At 56.1% G+C, this 18,736-nt stretch carries 17 protein-coding genes; 10 read left to right on the forward strand and 7 right to left on the reverse strand.

Annotated features, from left to right (window positions below; translation table 11 throughout):
• Positions 1-77: 77 nt before the first annotated feature.
• Positions 78-1,466: an MATE family efflux transporter gene (locus tag NI20_RS0109110; RefSeq protein ID WP_033121117.1), complete on the forward strand. Its 1,389-nt coding sequence runs from the start codon at positions 78-80 to the stop codon at positions 1,464-1,466.
• A gap of 10 nt (positions 1,467-1,476) precedes the next feature.
• Here the strand turns inward: NI20_RS0109110 and NI20_RS0109115 are convergent, their stop codons facing one another.
• Complete coding sequence (locus tag NI20_RS0109115; RefSeq protein ID WP_033121091.1) at positions 1,477-2,439, reverse strand: alpha/beta hydrolase; 963 nt, start codon at positions 2,437-2,439, stop codon at positions 1,477-1,479.
• 221 nt (positions 2,440-2,660) lie between these two features.
• Between NI20_RS0109115 and ftsH the strand changes: the two genes are divergently transcribed.
• Complete coding sequence (ftsH, locus tag NI20_RS0109120) at positions 2,661-4,481, forward strand: ATP-dependent zinc metalloprotease FtsH (RefSeq protein WP_033121092.1); 1,821 nt, start codon at positions 2,661-2,663, stop codon at positions 4,479-4,481.
• Positions 4,482-4,534: 53 nt separating this feature from the next.
• On the opposite strand, the gene NI20_RS0109125 is transcribed toward ftsH, so the two are convergent.
• The 3 genes from NI20_RS0109125 to NI20_RS0109135 all read right to left on the reverse strand — a co-directional run bounded on the left by NI20_RS0109125 (position 4,535) and on the right by NI20_RS0109135 (position 6,455).
• Positions 4,535-5,191 (reverse strand): ABC transporter permease, encoded by a 657-nt coding sequence (locus NI20_RS0109125; RefSeq protein ID WP_052084557.1) that lies wholly within the window; start codon positions 5,189-5,191, stop codon positions 4,535-4,537.
• A 94-nt stretch (positions 5,192-5,285) separates the two neighbouring features.
• On the reverse strand, positions 5,286-5,912 hold the full coding sequence (locus tag NI20_RS15895) for a Clp protease N-terminal domain-containing protein (RefSeq protein ID WP_033121093.1): 627 nt from the start codon (positions 5,910-5,912) through the stop codon (positions 5,286-5,288).
• Positions 5,913-5,963: 51 nt separating this feature from the next.
• On the reverse strand, positions 5,964-6,455 hold the full coding sequence (locus NI20_RS0109135) for a UvrB/UvrC motif-containing protein (protein ID WP_033121094.1): 492 nt from the start codon (positions 6,453-6,455) through the stop codon (positions 5,964-5,966).
• 152 nt (positions 6,456-6,607) lie between these two features.
• Here NI20_RS0109135 and NI20_RS0109140 point away from each other — a divergent pair, with 152 nt between their 5' ends.
• Together NI20_RS0109140 and NI20_RS0109145 are read left to right on the forward strand one after the other, a co-directional pair.
• Positions 6,608-7,837 (forward strand): CdaR family transcriptional regulator, encoded by a 1,230-nt coding sequence (locus NI20_RS0109140; RefSeq protein ID WP_033121095.1) that lies wholly within the window; start codon positions 6,608-6,610, stop codon positions 7,835-7,837.
• Between the two features lie 44 nt (positions 7,838-7,881).
• Positions 7,882-8,394: a DUF1003 domain-containing protein gene (locus NI20_RS0109145; protein ID WP_033121096.1), complete on the forward strand. Its 513-nt coding sequence runs from the start codon at positions 7,882-7,884 to the stop codon at positions 8,392-8,394.
• Between the two features lie 132 nt (positions 8,395-8,526).
• Here the strand turns inward: NI20_RS0109145 and NI20_RS0109150 are convergent, their stop codons facing one another.
• Both NI20_RS0109150 and NI20_RS0109155 read right to left on the reverse strand, forming a co-directional pair.
• Positions 8,527-9,174, reverse strand: coding sequence for a TrkA family potassium uptake protein (locus NI20_RS0109150; RefSeq protein ID WP_033121097.1), 648 nt, complete (start codon positions 9,172-9,174; stop codon positions 8,527-8,529).
• A 12-nt stretch (positions 9,175-9,186) separates the two neighbouring features.
• Positions 9,187-10,476, reverse strand: a complete 1,290-nt coding sequence (locus NI20_RS0109155; RefSeq protein ID WP_369699412.1) for a TrkH family potassium uptake protein — start codon at positions 10,474-10,476, stop codon at positions 9,187-9,189.
• Positions 10,477-10,840: 364 nt separating this feature from the next.
• Here NI20_RS0109155 and NI20_RS0109160 point away from each other — a divergent pair, with 364 nt between their 5' ends.
• Positions 10,841-13,507, forward strand: a complete 2,667-nt coding sequence (locus tag NI20_RS0109160) for an LTA synthase family protein (protein WP_033121099.1) — start codon at positions 10,841-10,843, stop codon at positions 13,505-13,507.
• 1,091 nt (positions 13,508-14,598) lie between these two features.
• Here the strand turns inward: NI20_RS0109160 and NI20_RS0109165 are convergent.
• Positions 14,599-15,129: a helix-turn-helix domain-containing protein gene (locus NI20_RS0109165; protein WP_033121100.1), complete on the reverse strand. Its 531-nt coding sequence runs from the start codon at positions 15,127-15,129 to the stop codon at positions 14,599-14,601.
• Positions 15,130-15,551: 422 nt separating this feature from the next.
• On the opposite strand from NI20_RS0109165, the gene NI20_RS0109170 reads away from it, so the two are divergent.
• From NI20_RS0109170 to NI20_RS0109190, 5 genes are all read left to right on the forward strand, one after another.
• On the forward strand, positions 15,552-15,767 hold the full coding sequence (locus tag NI20_RS0109170; protein WP_033121101.1) for a transcriptional regulator: 216 nt from the start codon (positions 15,552-15,554) through the stop codon (positions 15,765-15,767).
• Positions 15,754-16,827 (forward strand): site-specific integrase, encoded by a 1,074-nt coding sequence (locus tag NI20_RS13855; protein ID WP_156108605.1) that lies wholly within the window; start codon positions 15,754-15,756, stop codon positions 16,825-16,827. Before NI20_RS0109170 ends, NI20_RS13855 begins: the two co-directional genes overlap by 14 nt.
• A 2-nt stretch (positions 16,828-16,829) precedes the next feature.
• Positions 16,830-17,165 carry a hypothetical protein gene (locus NI20_RS15090; protein WP_033121102.1) on the forward strand — a complete coding sequence of 112 codons (336 nt, stop codon included), beginning with the start codon at positions 16,830-16,832 and terminating at the stop codon, positions 17,163-17,165.
• On the forward strand, positions 17,155-18,327 hold the full coding sequence (locus NI20_RS0109185) for an AAA family ATPase (RefSeq protein ID WP_033121103.1): 1,173 nt from the start codon (positions 17,155-17,157) through the stop codon (positions 18,325-18,327). The genes NI20_RS15090 and NI20_RS0109185 overlap by 11 nt, the downstream gene beginning before the upstream one ends.
• A 96-nt stretch (positions 18,328-18,423) precedes the next feature.
• Positions 18,424-18,678, forward strand: a complete 255-nt coding sequence (locus NI20_RS0109190) for a hypothetical protein (protein WP_033121104.1) — start codon at positions 18,424-18,426, stop codon at positions 18,676-18,678.
• Positions 18,679-18,736 lie beyond the last annotated feature (58 nt).

An 18,736-nucleotide genomic window follows, 5' to 3' on the forward strand; every position in this document is an offset into this window, starting at 1 on the left:
AAACATTTGCCATTTTGCCGCGGCGGCACTATACTGGTGCTCGGTCAAGCGGAAAACAGAAAGAAATGAGAGAGATCATGGGAACTACAGTCAAAAAGCATGAGATCGACATGCTGCACGGCTCCATCTGGAATAAGCTGCCACTCTTTGCCCTGCCGGTCGCAGCCACGGCGATCTTGGAGCAGCTCTTCCACGCCTCGGACGTTGCCATCGTCGGCAACTTCACGGGCGATGCGCGCACAGTCGCCGTCGCGGCGGTGGGCGCAAACGGCCCGATCATCGGCCTCATCGTCAATCTTTTCATCGGCATCGCGCTCGGCGCGAACGTCGTCATCGCGAACGCCATCGGCTGCCGCGACGACAATGCCGTCAAGCGCGCGGTGCACACGGCCATCGTGTTTGCCGTGTGCGGCGGCGCAGCGGTCGCATTGCTCGGACAGTTCATCGCCTCGCCGCTGCTCAACATCTTGAACGTGCCGGAGGACGTGTTCCCCTATGCGCTTTTGTATCTGCGCATTTACCTTCTCGGCATGTCGGTGATATTGCTCTACAACTTTGAGGCCGCGATCTTCCGCAGCATTGGCGACACGAAAGTGCCGTTCGCAGCGCTTGCGATCTCCGGTGTGCTGAACGTGCTGCTGAACCTCTTTTTCGTCATTGTGCTGCATATGACGGTCAACGGCGTCGCCATCGCCACGGTGGCGGCCAACGCCGTGAGCGCGGCACTGCTCTACGTCCGCCTGACGCGCACGGATAAATGCGTGCGCGTGGAGCGGAAAGCGCTACGCATCGACGGCGCGAGCTTGAAGCGCATTCTGCGCATTGGCTTTCCCGCGGGCGTGCAGAGCGCGGTGTTCTCGTTCGCCAACATCGTCATCCAGTCGGCCATCAACACCCTCGGCACGGTGGCGATCGCGGCGTCGAGCGCGGCGTTCAATGTGGAAATTCTTGCCTACGACGTGCTCAACTCGTTTTCGCAGGCCTGCACGACCTTTGTCGGCCAGAACTACGGCGCAGGGCAGATCAAGCGCTGCAAGAAGACGATGCAACTCAGCTTTTTGGAGGGGGCCATCGCGACATTTGTCTCGGTCGTTGTCCTGCTGCTGAGCGCAAGGTCGCTGCTCGCCATTTTCAACAGCGATCCCGAGGTCATTGCCATCGGCTATATTCGCCTTGCGACGATCCTGCCGGCGTATGTTTTCTGCCTGATCTACGAAATACTCTCCGGGTATCTGCGCGGCTTCGGCACTTCGCTCGCGCCCGCACTTTTGACGATGCTCGGCGTGTGCGGTATCCGCATCGCGTGGGTCAAGTTCGTCTTCCCGATGAGCATGACGTTCCAGACCGTCATGTGGGTCTATCCCATCAGCCTTTGCGCAACGGCGATCCTGATCTGCGGCGCGGTGCTCTTCTACCGCCCCTCGAGGCGCTTTGCCCGCCTTGAGCAGGAAAGCGAAAACAAGTGAGGGTGGCCCCTCACTTGTCAAAATGCTCCCAGAAGGCGCGCACGGCGGCCTCGTATGCTCCGCGGCCCATATAGTAGCTCATCGCGTGGTCCGCGCCGGGCACGACGAGCAGCTTGCAGGGCGCGGCGCAGGCGTCGCGGTTTTCAAACGCCATCTTGAGCGGGACGAAGTGGTCGTCCTCGCCGTGAATGAGCAGGATCGGAACATCGGTATTTTTGAGCGCCTCGACGGTGGAGTAGCTGCCGGACGAGGCGTTCAGTCTCTTCTGGCACAGAAGATCGGCGATGACGGTTGCTGCGCGGACAGGAAGGTGCAGGTTCTTCCCCATCACGTGCTGCCAGATCGCACGCGGCGAGGTGTAGGCCGAGTCGGCGATCACGCCGTGCACCGCGGCGGGGAGAATATCGCCTGCGGCCATGAGCACCGTCGCCCCGCCGAGCGACACGCCCATAAGGTAAACGGGCAGGCCGGGGAAGCGTTCGGCTGCCCAGTTTGCCCAGTCGACGCAGTCGTAGCGCTCGGTCAGGCCGAAGCCGATGTATTCGCCCTCGCTCTCGTTCTGCGCGCGCTGCTCCACATAGAGCACGCTGCACTGCTCGCGGCTTAAAAAGTCCGCAAGCAGGCCGAAATCGCGGTACCACGCTGAGCGCCAGCCGTGAAACGCGATCACAAGGCGCTCGGCCTTTTCGCATTCACGAAGATGGCCCACGAGCGTCAAGCCATCGCGGTTTTCGAGCAGCACTGTCTCCGTTTCCGAAGAGGCGAGCTTTTTCGCGGCGGCGCGCTGCGCCTCACGGTAGGGCTCGTCACGCTTTTCGCCCGTGAGCTGGGCGCTGCCCTTGTTTTTGAGCGCCTTGGGCGCTTCGCGCTTCATCGCGACGTCCATGAGCGTTCTCGTCACGCCGTAGGCCGCCGCGCCGTAGAGTGCCGCCGCAGCCGTGACGAATATAGCCGCCTTTGCCGTTTTTTTCATAACTGTAACCTCCTTGTATCCAAACTGTAAACTCTTATCTTGGGTACTGGACAGGGATATTTTCCCGTGTTATACTCCAAACTAATCTAAGTTCCGGGCGGTTTCGACCGCCCGTCTCTTCTTTCAGCGTAGCAAAAACTCCGGCTTTTTGCTACGTTCAGTTTTTCCCGTTTGTATGCACTTCCTGCCGGAAATTTCAATGATGGGAGGAACGCATTTTCATGAACGAAGTCAAGTCCCCGAAAAAGCCGCTGCTGTACTACTACTTTGTGGCGATGCTGCTTGTGATGCTCTTCAACTTCATCGCCATGCCGTGGATCTCTGAGCACCAGATCAAGGACGTCGACTACAACACTTTCGTCACCATGACAGAGCAGGGTGAGGTCGGCCGGGTCGAGATCCAGGAGCAGTCCAACCGCATTCTCTTCACCAGCAGCGATGAAAAGACCGTCTACAAGACAGCGATGGTGCCTGACGACGGTTTGGTGCAGCGCCTTTTGGACGCGGGCGTCTCCACCACGGGTGAGGAGATCGAGCAGACGTCCACGCTCGTCAGCATTCTCGCCTGGGTGTTGCCCATCATCATCTTTGTCGCGCTGGGACAGTATATGTCGCGCAAGATGATGGAGAAGATGGGCGGCGGAGGCAACTCCATGATGTTCAACATGGGGAAGTCCAACGCCAAGGTGTATGTCAAGTCCGCCGAGGGCATCAAGTTTGACGATGTCGCGGGCGAGGATGAGGCCAAGGAGAACCTCACCGAGGTCGTCAACTACCTGCACGACCCCAGCAAGTATCAGGAAATCGGCGCGTCGATGCCCAAGGGCATTCTGCTCGTCGGCCCTCCGGGAACCGGTAAAACGATGCTCGCCAAGGCGGTCGCCGGCGAGGCGAATGTGCCGTTCTTCTCGATGTCGGGCTCTGAATTTGTCGAAATGTTCGTCGGCATGGGCGCGAGCAAGGTGCGCGACCTCTTCAAGCAGGCCAAGGAAAAGGCCCCCTGCATCGTCTTCATCGACGAGATCGACGCCATCGGCCAGAAGCGCAGCGGCCAGTACGGCGGCAACGATGAGCGCGAGCAGACCTTGAACCAACTGCTCACCGAAATGGACGGCTTTGAGGGCAACAACGGCGTCATCATTCTCGCCGCCACGAACCGCCCCGAATCCCTTGACCCCGCGCTCACGCGCCCGGGGCGCTTCGACCGCCGCGTGCCGGTGGAGCTGCCCGACCTCAAGGGACGCGAGGCTATCTTGCAGGTCCACGCGAAGAAGATCAAGGTCGCCGAGGACGTTGACTTCAACAAGATCGCGCGCATGGCCTCCGGCGCTTCCGGCGCGGAGCTTGCGAACATCGTCAATGAAGCGGCGCTGCGCGCCGTGCGCGACGGCAGACGCTTTGCCACGCAGGCAGACCTGGAAGAGAGCATCGAGGTCGTCATCGCCGGCTACCAGAAGAAGAACGCCATCATGACCGACGAAGAAAAGAAGATCGTCTCCTACCACGAGATCGGCCACGCGCTCGTGGCGGCGATGCAGACGCACTCCGCCCCCGTGCAGAAAATCACCATTGTGCCGCGCACCTCGGGCGCGCTGGGCTACACGATGCAGATCGAAGAGGGCAACCATTATCTCATGAGCAAAACCGAGATGGAGAACAAGATCGCCACGCTGACCGGCGGCCGCGCCGCGGAGGAGGTCGTGTTCCACTCCGTCACGACCGGCGCGTCGAACGATATCGAGCAGGCGACGAAGCTCGCCCGCGCGATGATCACGCGCTATGGCATGAGCGACGATTTCGACATGGTCGCGCTTGAGACGGTCAACAATCAGTACCTCGGCGGCGACGCATCGCTCGCTTGCTCTGCCGAAACGCAGACGAAGATCGACCAGCGCGTCGTGGAGCTGGTGAAAGCGCAGCACGAAAAGGCTGTGAACATCCTCACCGAGAACCGCGCGAAGCTCGATGAGCTGGCGCAGTACCTCTACGAGAAGGAGACCATCACGGGCGAAGAGTTCATGAACATCCTGAATGCGCAGTAAACTCCATAAATAGAAAGAAAGGCACAGCCGTTTGGCTGTGCCTTTCTTTCTATTTACAGGTTGCTTTCTTTTCTGCTCGTGCAGCTGCGCAGGTAGTCGCCAAGGTTTGTGATGCAAAGGAGTGTCACGACCAGAAATACGCCGGGGATGAGCAAGATCCACCACGCGTCGGTCATCAGCGCCTTTTCCGCGAGTGAGAGCATGCTGCCCCAGGTCACGACCTCAATGGGCAGGCCGAGGCCCATGAAGCTGAGCGTCGACTCGGCGATGATGGCGCTGCGCACATTCATCACCATCATGAAGAGGATGGACGAGAAGAAATTCGGCGCAAGGTGACACCGCAGAATGTGGAAAAAGCTGCCGCCCATGCACTTAGCCACGATGACATACTCGCTCGCGCGCAGCTGCTGCACCTCTGTGCGCACGACCTTGGCGATGCTCGTCCAGCTCGTGAGGCCGATGACGAACGCGATGCTCCACGCGCTCGGCGTGCCGATGACTGCCTGCAGGAAGATGACAAGCAGCAGGTTCGGCACGCTGAGAAGAATTTCGGTCAGGCGCATCAGCAGCGCGTCGAGCCATTTGGGCGAAAGTCCGCTGACCGCGCCGAACAAAATGGCGAGCAGCGTCGAAATGAGGGTCGAGCCGACGCCGATGAACAGCGACAGCCGCCCGCCGTACCAGATCATCGAAAAGATGTCGCGCCCCATCGTGTCCGTGCCGAACAGGAATTCGCGGCACGGTGCGGCCGAGCAGTGGGCGAGGTCGAGATGTGCAGCTCGCCGATGAGGCAGGGGTTGTTCTTCATGCGGCGGGACAGGGTCCGAATGACGCGCTGATTTCCTCGTCGCGGCCAATGACAGGATCCAGCTTGCCCATCCGGGCGTCCGCCGTCAGGTCGCGGGTAAATTCCGCCAGCGTCTTATTGTTTTTGCCGTTCTCCTCAACGCCTCCGACGGTTTGAGCATCGCCGCTTCCGCTCTGAGCGCGGGACGCGGCGCTGAGCTTCTCCATCAGCGCGGTGTAGAGCTGTCGGGCGTCCACACCGGCAGAGCGCAGAATACGGACGGCCATATTGTTGCCCTCGCGGAGGATACCGGCCAGCAGATGCTCTGTGCCGATACAGGCGTAGCCGCCGCGGGCGGCGTCCTCCATGGCGATCTCCAATACGTGCTTGGCGCGGGGGCTCAGGCTTTGCGCGGAATTGCTGCCGGACAGTCCGGTACCGGCGCTCTTGCGAATCATCTCCGTCAGCAGATCGTCGGTCAGACCTGCTTCGGTCAGTACAGTGTGGGCAAGGCCCTCGTCCTCCCGCATCAGGCCATGCAGCAGATGCTCCGTGCCCATGTAGCCGTGACCCAGCTCGCCCGCAGCCTCTTGAGCCAGCTGCAGGGCTTCCTCCGCAGTAGGAGTGAATTTATTTTCATCCATCGTTCAATACCTCTTTTATTTTGGGGTGTGTTTTATCTTTTCATCTGTGCTTTAAGCGGTTTCTTGATTGTCCTTTTGGGACTTCTCAGCGTCCTTGTGCGCTTCCTCCAGCTTGTGGATCTCATCCCGCAGCTGGGCGGCGCGCTCGAAGTCCTCTTCCGCAATGGCCTTTTCCTGCGCCTGCTTCAGCGCATTCTTCTGGCGCAGATAGGAAAAGCGGTTCTGATCCTCATGACTCATGAGGTTGTCCTTTTTCTCCTCCTGAACCTCCTGCACCGGTGCTGCGCCGATGGCGGGCATGGTATCGAAGAAATCATCAAAAGGACTCTCCAGCATCCGCCCCATCAGGGACGGTGTGGAGCCGAAGAACGCATCATTGCCAAAGAAACTGTCCAGCATGGACGGCCGCTTGGAGAAAAATCTCTGGGTATAGCCCAGCTTCTCCGCACAGGCCTGGCAGAGGTGATGCTCCTCCGTTCTGCCGTTGATGCTGCTGCGATAGATGAAGTTGGCTTCATTTCTGCCGCAATTTTCACATTTCATAATTATCCCTCCGTGAATCTGTATATAAATCGTTCAAACTTTCCTTTCTGACACACAGTTTAGCTTTTCCTCTTGCAAAAACAAGAAGCTGCCGATACAACAAAGAAAAAACGACTTGTACCGAATGCACAAGCCGAAGAAGGAGACAGACCATGGAGGAAAAACGCTTGGAATCGTGCAATGCAGAGGCGCTGCTGGATGAGTTCTTTTCGCAGGATAATTTCCGGCAGTTAGCGCTGAGCACAGGGGAGCTGATAGGCTGCCCGCTTCTGGTGCTGGACGACACCTTCCACGTCGCGGCGCACTACCTGCCGCTCGGCTTTTCCGATGCGCTCTTTGAAACCGCCGTACGCTGCGGCGAGATCACCTACGAGGCCGGCGCAATCATCAGCAAAAATGCGATGCTCACAGCTGGTTGGGCGGACTATGTCCAGCTGGCTGATAGCCCCTATCGGCGGCGTTTTGCACCTCTCATCAGCACGGGCGTGCGCCTCGGCTGCCTGATCTGCGTGGACACGGACGGGCACTTGGAGCAGACCCCTCCGCATACCTGGGAGATGGTGGAGCACATCACCGCCAAGCAGCTGTTCATGGAGGTGAGCCGTCAGGACAAGCCTTCCGAGACGGTGGAGGACATCCTCATGCACCTGCTGGACGGCGGGTTTTCCGCCGCCGCGCATTTTCAGCTTCAGGCCTCCGGCACCTACCCCGCGGACTTTCATCCGCGCGCCTTCGCCCTCATCGACCTTGAGACCTACCACAGCGCTTACATGGGAAAGCAGCATCTGAAAGAGGAGCTGGAAGCGCAGATTGCGGATTCCCACCCCTTTTTATATAAGGGCGATGTTTTTCTCTTCCTGCACCGGGAGGGGGATGGCGACATCTTTTCCGAGCTTGCGGAGGAATTTCAGCTTAAAATTCTCATCTCTGCGCCGATCGACGACCTTTTCACCCTCCCGCAGCTCTACCGCACGGCGCGCGAGGCATTGGAGCTGATGAAAGATGAGCGCTTCCACGGTGAGGCCGTCTGCACAGCGCAGCAGCTGCGCACGCCGCTGCTGCTGAAAAATCTGGAGGGGCGCGGCGACCTGATCCCGATCGCGCTGCGCCGCCTTGCCGCCCACGACCACGAAAAGGACACCCAGTACTGCGAAACGCTTTACCATTACCTCACCTGCTGCCACTCACTGAAAAAGACCAGCAACGCGCTCTATACCCACCGCAACACCGTGCTTTACCGCATCCGCAGATTGCAGGAGAATTTCGCGATCTCGCTGGAGGAGCCGTCCCAGCACGCCGACCTGCTGCTGGGCGTGTCGCTCATTTTGTTTGAGATCAAGGGGCCGGACTTTTTTCTGCGTGCGCCGAAAAATGAAGCATAAAACCGGCGCGATCACGCGCCGGTCAGATAGAAAAGGATGATATCATGAAGGAAAACAGAAAGCTTTTGAGAGAAGTCCTCAAGGACATCTGCCACGACATGACGGACGAGGAAGTGCTGAACCTGCTGGCGGACAGTAAAATTTCCGAAAATCTCGCAGGCGAAAAGGAAAAATACACCATTGGCCAGCGCGCGGCAGACGCCATCGCGAAATTTGCGGGCAGCTGGGCGTTCATCTTTGCCTTCACCGGCGTGCTGATTTTGTGGATGCTTGTCAACACGCTTCTGGCGGCAAAGGCGTTCGACCCGTACCCCTTCATCCTGCTCAATCTGGCGCTCTCCTGCGTGGCGGCCATTCAGGCGCCGCTCATCATGATGAGCCAGAACCGGCAGGAGGAAAAGGACCGCCGCCGCGCGGAGAACGATTACCGAGTCAACCTCAAAACGGAGATCATGATCGAGGATCTCTACGACAAGGTAAACGCCATTCTCGCCAGACAGACCTCTTTGGAAAAACAGCTGGCCGAGGAGGACGGTGAAAGCACAGAGCAAAAATGAGGGAGGACGATTCTCCCTCATTTTTCTCTATTTTTGCGCAATGCGGCATTCCCTGCCGCAGAATCTGCGCGCTTTTGTTGAGATGCCTCTCCGGCGCATCAAGCCCTTATACGTGCAAGACTCTATGTTGCTTTACAGCCGGAAGTGCTTCTTAAGTTCTTGGTTTTCCCCCAGCACCAGCAGCGTCATATCAGCGTCCAGCACAGTTTCCGGTGAGACGTTCACATCGGTCTTGCCGTTCCGCTTCACACCGAGGATGTTGACGCCGTATTTTCTGCGGATGTCCAGCTCGCCGATGCTGCGGCCCTGCCAATCCTCCGGCACGGCAACCTCGATAATGGCGTGCTGCTCGTCCAGCTCAATGTAGCTAAAAATATGGTTGGCGGTATAGCGGATGGCCGCCCACTTCGCCAGCTGCTTTTCCGGGTAGGCGACCGCGTCCGCGCCGTTGCGCAGCAGAAATTTCGCCTGCACATCCCGCTCAGCGCGGGATACCACATATTTTGCTCCCAGCTCCTTGAGCAGCGACGTCGTCTCCAGCGAATTCTGAAAATTTCCGCTGATGGTGACATAGCAGACATCGTAATTGCTCACGCCCAGCGAGCGCAGAAAGTCCACACGGGTGCTGTCGCCGATCTGCGCGTTGGTGACAAAGGACATGCACTCGTTGACGCGCTCCTCGTCTTTGTCCACCGCCATCACCTGATGGCCCAGCTCGTTGAGCTGCATGGCAAGATGCCGCCCGAAGCGGCCCAGTCCGATCAATAATACCGTTTTCATTGTATGCTCCTTTCAGCCTACGGTAATTTTCTCCTGCGGATAGCGGGCGTAAGTCAGATCAGACCCGGAGAATGCGGCGTAGATCAAGGTCAATCCGCCGACGCGCCCGAAATACATCAGCAGGATGAGAATGCTCTGCGACAGGACTCCCAGCTGCGGCGTCAGCCCCAGCGTCAGGCCCACCGTACCGGCGGCGGACGCTGTTTCATAGAGACAGGCACCGAGGGGAAGCTCCTCCGCTGTGCTGATGACCGCCGCGCCCGCAAAGGTCAGCCCCAGATACAGCAGCAGAATGGCGGCGGCGTTGCGGACGGCGGATGTCTCCAATCTGCGGTGGAAGAGCTGCGGATCCTCTCGCCTGCGGAAGGCGGCAACGGCGTTGGCAATCAGGACGGCCAGCGTTGTGACCTTCATGCCGCCCGCCGTAGAGCCGGGGGCCCCGCCGGTGAGCATCAGCAGAATGGTGACCGCCTGAGAGGCATCCGTCATCTCCGTCAGATCCACTGTGTTATAGCCGGCCGTCCGCGGCGTGACCGACTGAAAAAGGGAGGCCAATATCCGCTCTCCTATCGTCAGGTCCGCAAAATCCGTCAGGAAAAAGAGAAACGCCGGAATCGTGATCAAAAGCGCCGTCGCGCTCAGAATGACCTTGCTCTGCATCCGGTAACGCCGCAGGTGCAGCCCGTGCGTACAGACATCGTCCCACGTTAGAAAGCCGATGCCGCCCACGATGATCAGCAGCATGATCACAATGTTGACCAGCGGGTCGGCGGCATAGGCCGTCAGCGAGGGGTAGAGGGAATCCGTCCGCCCCAGAATATCGAAGCCCGCATTGCAGAAGGCGGAAACGGAATGGAAAACGGACATCCATACGCCCCGCAGTCCATAGTCCCGGCAAAAGGCTGGCAGCAGCGCCAGCGCGCCCAGCAGCTCGACCAGAAAGGTCCCCTTGAGGATAAATCTCGTCAGGCGCACGATGCCGCCCACCGCAGGGGCGGAGATGGCGTCCTGCATGGCGCTGCGCTCCTTGAGCGTGATGTTCCGCCCAGCGAGCATCAGGAAGGTCACCGCACCGGTGATCACCCCCAGCCCGCCGATCTGGATCAGCAGCAATATGACTGTTTGACCGAAGGCGGACCAGTAACTGCCGGTATCCTGCACCACCAGCCCCGTCACGCAGACAGCGGAAGTGGAGGTAAACAGTGCCTCATGAAACGGCGTCCAGACACGCTGTACTGTGGCGATAGGCAGCATCAGCACCAGCGCCCCCAATAGGATCACGCCCGCAAAGCCGAGGATCATGATTTGAAAAGAAGTCAAATGCCGCTTTAAGCGAAACAAAGTCTCCGTCACATCACACACCTCCTTGAAACAATGGTACTCTCAATCTTCCGTACAGTATAGCACGGCTTTTGCAATGTGTCTGTATGTATCTTGTACAATTTTCAGGTGCAGAGTCCTTATTTGCGGCCCGGAGGCGGTCTGCAAAGCTGCGGTTGACAGACTTTGGTGCATAGAATTCTCCGCGTGACCTGTAAATCTTTCCTGATTTTTTACAGAAACCGTTGCCTTTTTTCAATATTTGTTCTAAGATAAGCTCTCTGTCTGTCATATTCAGCTGAAATTCTACAAAGCTTTTTAAAAAAGTCCCAACGGGAGAACCAATATGCTCAAAGAAAAAACATCCGATGTATCCATGACAAATACGAATCAAGGCTCTGGCACTGCTGCTGAAGCGGCAGTGCCCATGAGCCGTGGCCTTTGGAATACGTGGCGCAAAAATCTCCTGCTGTTCTGCCTGACCGGCGTTTATGTGGAGCTGTGCCTGCATCTGTGCGTATTCGGCTCGATGGACCGGTACGCGGGATATCCTGTCCTGTTTGGCCTGCTGGGTGGCGCACTCTGCACGCTGGTAGTCTCAAGCCTGCCAAAGGTCCTGCGCCAGATCACAGGGGTTTTCCTGGTCGCGGCACAGGTGCTGCTGGCCGAGGTGCAGTTGGTCTATCACTGCATCTTCGGAGATTTCATGCCCGTCAGCCAGATCGGCATGGGCGGAAATGTGGTCGTCAATTTCAACTCGCAGCTTCTCTATGGGATCCGCCAAAATCTGCTGAAGATCCTGCTCCTCCTGCTGCCGCTGATTGCCGTGATCCTCTGCCTTGCCCTGCGAAGGGGGCAGGCTCTGAAGCTGCGGCTGCGCTGGAAACAGACTATGGCCTCCTCTGCCGTGCTCCTCGCACTGCTGCTGACGGTCACGGGACTCATGTATGTTGGACGGGACAACGCCTTTTCCGTCTATCGTACCTTCACCAATGTGAACACCTCCACCGACAGCAGTTATAAAAAAATCGGTATGCTGGCCACCACGGCGCAGGAGCTTCGATACATGCTCTTCAGCGGCAGCGGCAGCATTATGATCACGCCGTCGTCCTTGAATATGAGCGATGTTCCGCGGACATACAGCAGCAACTCCTATAACGTGATCGAAAGCATCGATTTTACGGCTCTTGCAGACAGTACCGACAGCGATATTCTCAAGGCCACAGACGAGTATCTATCAAATGCAACACCCACCCGCAAAAACAACTACACAGGACTTCTTAAGGACTATAACCTCATCACCATCTGCGCCGAGAGCTTCTGCCCGTGGTTTATCAGCGAGGAGCTGACGCCGACGCTCTACAAGCTGAGCCATACGGGTATTCTCTTTGAAAATTACTACGGCACGTTCCAGTCCGTCACCACCAACGGCGAATACACCATGTGCATGGGGCTTTATCCGGATATGTCCCGCACGAAGACGGATTCCAGCTTCAATGTGGCGGGCACCAACTATCTGCCGTTCTGCCTGGGCAATGCGCTCAAGGGCATGGGCTATCAAGCCTGGGGCTATCACGACTACATCGGGGATTTCTACAACCGGAACATCACCCACGCCAACATGGGCTACACGTTCAAGGCGGCGGATTCTGGTCTGGCCATGAAGATCGACTGGCCCTCCTCCGATCTGGAGATGATGGAGGCCTCCATAGACGACTACATCAACAGCGGAGAACCCTTCCACGCCTATTACATGACCTTCAGCGGTCACTACCAGTACAACTGGGACAACGCAATGAGCGCCAAAAACCGCGACGCGGTGAAAGATCTGCCCTATTCCGAGCCGGTGAAGGCGTACATTGCCTGCAATCTGGAGCTGGAATACGCACTGGAGTACCTGATGCAGCGGCTGGAGCAGGCTGGCGTTGCCGACAAGACCTGCATCGTCCTGACCAACGACCACTACCCCTACGGCCTGACCGAAGACGAGTACAACGAGCTGGCCGGGCAGACGCTGGACACCACCTTTGAGAAGTACCGCAACAGCTTCATCTGCTATGTTCCCGGCCTTTCAGAGAACATCGTGGTGGATGAATACTGCTCCACGGCGGACATCTTGCCGACACTGCTGAATCTCTTCGGCGTGGACTACGATTCCCGCCTGCTGGCGGGCACCGACGTGCTTTCCAGCGGCCTCCATGTAGCGGTGCTGTCGGATAAGTCCTTTCTGACGAAGACCTTCCGCTATGACGCCGGTACGGAAACCGTGATCCCCGCCGACGAGAATACCACAGTCTCCGACGAGCTGGCGGAAGCCTACCGGCTCTATGTGGACAGCCGGTTCCAGCTCTCCGGCAACATTCTCAACAGCGATTACTACGCCCACGTCTTTTCCAAAGAGTCCAGCGGCGGGAGCCTTGCGGACACGGTGGTGTTCACGGACATCAAGAGCATCTTCAATCAGGCCAGCGTCCTCTACATGTACCGCAAGGGCTATGTGGATCCGGAAACACCGGACACCTTCGGCGGCAAGGCCACGGCAAGACTGGGTGAGTTTGTCGATGTGCTCTACCGCATCGCGGGCCGGCCGGAAACGGACAACACCGCCCTTCCGGCTGACTACGAAAACGAGGAATTCAACGCGGCCCATCCCTATTATAATGCCGTGTGCTGGGCCTATCAGACAAGGCTGCTCCGGCAAAATGATCCCAATGCCGAATACGATGACAAGGTGGACTATCAGACGGCGTGCGTACTAATCCGCCGCTACGCGATCATGGCAGGCGTCGATACCGGCGTGGATCAGACGCAGCTCAGGCAGCTTCTTCGGGATGCCCCCGATCTTGGCAGAGAGGCCGTCAAAGCGATGCTCTGGTGCGACGAGAAAGACATCACCACCCGGGACAGCAACCTTGACGAGCTGCTGGCGTCCGCTGGCACCCCCATCAGCCGCTACCAGATGACGTCGTTCCTGATCTACCTCTGCACCTACGAGCTGGATATTGGCAGCTGAGCATGCGGCGCAGATCCTGCCGGAGAAGTGTTCCGCGACCGATTCGCAAAAAGAGTCGCCTTTCTCGGCTGTGTACCGGAAGATACCCATTCGATGCCGCACTACGCTTAATGTTGGAATAAGTAAACATACTCACAAGCATTACACTCAGTGTAGACCTAATGTAGATTCAGACCATTCTGTGTTTACGAAAGTTTACATTGAGTGTAATTTTTTCTGCCTTGAATGGGTGGTCAAACAGGGCCGGTTTTCTACATCTATTACGAAGGGATGAGACATCCACCCCCTATTCTCACACGAAAGAAGGGGTTTGATTTGAGCAAACGAAAACACGGACCTACGATTGTACCGGCCTTATCCGCCAAGGTGGATAACAAAAAAACGATTCATTCAGGTTGGAAACTCACTGCTCCTCTCCAAGCAGTTCCACGCACTCAGCACCGGCAGCCGGTTTCTCTATTTCTGCATGGCCATGGAGAGCGGCGGAGGGAAGAATTTCATTCTTCCACAAAAGGACGCAAAAAAGTACGGGATCGCGCCTTCCAGCCTGTGGAAGCACATCAACGAGCTGGAAGCTGCCCGTTTTATCAGAGTCTATTCCGGAAAGCCCACACGCGAACCAAACCGATATGAGTTTTGCCTGAGTTGGAAGCTGCCGCCGTCACCCCTTCGTTCGCATACCCCCATGGCTATATGTAGTAAATCTGTCTCGGATGGAAACAAGGGCGGGCCGTAAAAAATCTCACTGGTTATGTCTTTTAGAATGAGTGCCGGCTGACAGAACGGAGGTCACTTGTACTGTTTTGATACAAGATCGGCATTTCTCTTGCACAAAAATGAGTCAGCCGAAATGAATGAAAGGGAATGAGAAAAAAGTGAATATGATGGGCTGAAAAGCCTTGAAAACACTTACTTTTTGAAAATCTCATTTCCTGTTTGATAGCAAAATGATAGCAGATACTAAAGCCATTTTGTTTGTTCTTGTTTTGGCGAGCGAATGGTTTGCAGGTTTGCTGTCGCATCCAATCCTATATTGAGAGCGAAAAAGGCTCTGCTGACTTTCTGTAAAAGAAGGTCGGCAGAGCCTTTTGTTATTCTTCGCTATGTTCCTTGAGATCAGCAAGGAGCAGGTCACTCAGCTCCTGCGATGGCGTGATCTTGTGCCACTGACCGGAGGTGTCAAGTTCAGGGTAGCGGTAGCGCCAGCGGTCATATTCTTCTTTGGTAATCTCCCCCGCTTTCAGCTTGGCGGCAACCGCACCCCACGCGGCAAGCATTTTGTGAAGCTCCGCTGCGTCGCGTCCTTTGTGGATATGAACGCGCAGATGTACCTCATCCTCACAGTCGCAGACCTCAAGACCGTAGCGGTCTTCCAGCGTGAACAGCGTGTGCATCAGTCCAATATAGGAGTCAATGTCCGGTACGTCCAGCGCCTTGGGCGAAACGTCAAGCACCTGCGCCAGCGCAGCGGTCACGTCCGCTTTGGGCGTTCTGGAACCATTCTCGTACTGCGCAAGGCGGACATCTGCGGATTTCTCCGGAAAACCCAGCGCCATGCCAAGGTATTTCTGCGTCATGCCCCGCATCGTGCGGAAAAAGTGGATGCGTTCACCAATCGCCATAATAGCCATCTCCTGTGTCGGTTGTCTTTGATAATGAGTATAGCAGATATGTTTAATTTCGTCAAGAAAAATCTAAGCAAGTTTATTTAATATTTTCCTGCAAACCGGCTTGACTTAAACTCATATGTATAGTACAATAGTTATAAGCTAAGCATATTAGCTTAATTCATAGAAATTTTACAATTAGGATAGTCAACAAATGCAGAAAAAATGTCCGTTGTAAAGTGAGGGGGGTGAAATCCAAAAGCCGCACAATTGAATGACCGTCCAAGGGATACTTTCTCCGGGGAAGCAGGCGATGAAATGAGCATGCCAAGGAGAAAAGAAAACGGCACAGCGCCGAAAAGGGTTGCCTGTCAGAGTCCTGCGGATAGAACGGCGAAGCAATCAACCACAAATCAGGAAAGGAAGGTATTTTGCCTATGGCAGGAGAAATTTTTATGAGAGTAAATGAAGTTGCGGAAGAGCTTGGCGTATCGGTTCCGTATGCGTATAAGCTCATCCGTGAGCTGAACGAAGAGCTGCGAAAGACCGGCTGCATCACCATTGCAGGCAGGATCGACCGCAAGTTCTTCCATGAGAAGTTCTACGGAACGAGAGAACCGAAGGAAAGAAGGGAATCAAATGGCAGCGTTTAAGGACAAGAAGAACGGCTCATGGTATGTGCAGTTTCGCTATACCGACTGGCGCGGTGAGCGCCAGCAGAAATTAAAGCGCGGCTTTGCCACGAAAAAAGAGGCGCAGGCATGGGAGCGCGAGTTTCTGATGCAGAAGCAGGCTGACATCAATATGAGCTTCGAGAGCTTTGTGGCGCTTTACGAAAAAGACGTCAAGCCCAAGCTGAAGCTCAACACATGGCTCAGCAAGGAGCATATCATCCGCACAAAGATTCTGCCGTATTTCAAAAAACGCAAGCTCTCGGAAATCACCGCCCGTGATGTGATCGACTGGCAGAACGAGATACGGCAGCACACCAAGTCAAGCGGCGAAAGCTATTCCCCGGACTATCTCAAGAACGTCCATACCCAACTGAGCTGTATTTTCAACCACGCCATCAAGTATTATGGCTTGCAGATCAATCCTGCTGCAAAGGCCGGAAATATGGGCAGCGAGCAGCCGAAGGAAATGCTGTTTTGGACGAAGGAAGAATACCTCAAATTTATCGACGCCATGATGGACAAGCCCATGCTGTACTACGCCTTTGAAATCCTGTACTGGTGTGGCATCCGCGAGGGTGAGCTGCTGGCACTGACGCCTGCGGACTTCGATTTTGAGAAGAAAACGCTCCGCATCAATAAATCCTATCAGCGCTTACAGGGCAAGGACGTTATCACCACGCCGAAAACGAAGAAAAGCAATCGCGTAATCCAGATGCCGGACTTTCTCTGTGACGAGATGCAGGACTATTTCAAGCAGCTTTACGGACTGGAATCGGACAGCCGTATTTTTCCTCTGTCCAAATATGCCTTAAAGCGTGGGATGGCGTTTGGTTGCAAGGCGTCTGGTGTCAAGGTCATTAGAATCCACGATTTGAGACACAGCCACGTTTCTTTACTTATCAACATGGGCTATTCCGCCGTTGCCATCGGCAATCGCGTGGGGCACGAAAGCGTGGAGATCACCTACCGGTACGCACACCTGTTCCCAACCGTTCAGAAGGAAATGGCAGATAAATTGAACGTCGAAAGGGGTAATTGAAAATGTCACTAAAAAATCGAGACAATCACAACCGCTGGCGCAACAAGACTGTTGCCTTCCGGGTATCACCGGAGGAAGATACGCAAATCGAAGCCTTTGTCAAGCTCTCCGGGCTGACCAAACAGGACTACATCACCCGCCGTCTGACTTGCAAGGACGTGGTAGTACAGGGCAATCCGAGGGTTTACAAAGCACTGCGCGACCAGCTTGCCGCCGTGCTGGACGAGCTGCGGCGCATTGAAGAGGGCGGCAGCGTAAATGACGAGCTGCTGGATGTGATCGAAATGATCGCCGCCATCATGGACGGCATGAAGGAGGAAAATGCCTATGGAGAATGAACTCTGCAAAAAGAAAACGACCGCCCCGGACACATCTGTTGGCGCAGATGATGGGCAGCCGCTTCACAATTCAACTGAAAACAGTATATCCGCTTTTGAGGGAGAAATCAACGGTGATTTTCAAAACAGCACGGAAAGTCTGGACGAAATCTATCGCAGGATACAGAGGTTGACCGATCCGCATTACCTGCACACGATCTCCATGACCGAGCTGTACCAGACCGCGTATCAGAGCAGGCCGCCCATTATCGACGGCTTGCTCTACGCGGGCGCGTACATCCTCGCAGGTGCGCCAAAGATCGGCAAATCATTTCTGGTGGCGCAGATTGCCTATCATGTCAGCACCGGCAAAGCGCTGTGGGACTACGAAGTCCATCCCGGTACGGTGCTGTACCTTGCCTTGGAGGACGATTTTCAGCGCATCCAGAGCCGTATGTTCATGATGTACGGCGTCAACGACACCGACCGGCTGCACTTTGCAACCGCTGCGGGCAAGATTGGAAACGGGCTGGACGAGCAGCTTGAGAATTTCGTGTGCGAGCATCCCGACACCAAACTCATTATCATTGACACCATGCAGAAAATACGCGAGGTCGGCGGCGAGGCGTACAGCTACGCCAGCGACTATGAGATCATCGGCAAACTCAAGCAGTTTGCCGACAAGCATTGCATCTGCGTCCTGACCGTCCACCACACCCGCAAACAGCCTGCCGGTGACAGCTTCGAAATGATCTCCGGTACAACGGGATTGCTCGGCTGCGCAGACGGCTCGCTGCTTATGCAGAAGAAAAAGCGCACGGCGCTGGAGGCAACTATCGACGTGGTGGGACGCGACCAGCAGGATCAGATCCTCTATCTGAAAAAGGACGCCGATACGCAGATTTGGAATCTCGAAAAGTTGGAAAACGAGCTGCACAAGGAACCGCCTGATCACGTTCTGGAAGCTGTTTCAAGGCTGGTGTCCGCAGATCAACCGGTGTGGACAGGCTCGCCCTCCGAGCTTGCCGATGCCGTCCATGTCAGCATGGCGGCAAATGCGCTGAGCAAGTATCTGAATGTAAAATCCGGCAGGCTGCTGGATGAATACCATGTCCGCTATGAGAACAAGGTTCGGCACGAAGGGCGGCGTATCACACTGACCTTCATAGCCGAAAACGAATAAGCCGCGCGACAGCTGCGACGGTTGCGACGGTAAATCTGATACCGCCAAAACAACCGTCGCAATCGTTGCGACCGTCGCGGAAAGGAGCGATACAGAATGAAAACCGTACAAATCCCCTATGACCTGTTTCTCGACCTTGCCATGTACCATCTGCGGGGCGAGGATGATTACGAAGAAGAAATCCGTCAGGGCTTGGAGCAGAAGCTCGACTCCATGTTGAACCGGCAGCTCTATTCCCGGTATAAAACGGCACCGACCGAGGCAGAACGGGAACAGGCACGACAGGAATACCTTGACCGGCGCGGTGTTCCGCAGAGCTATCGGTGGACTGTTCCTCCGTGGAAGCTGTGACAGGAGCGTGCCACGCTCCTGTGGCTGGCAAACAAGGCAGAGCATTGGCTGCTATCCC

The sequence above is a fragment of the Oscillibacter sp. ER4 genome (assembly GCF_000765235.1).
Classification (GTDB): Bacteria; Bacillota; Clostridia; order Oscillospirales; family Oscillospiraceae; genus Hominicoprocola; species Hominicoprocola fusiformis.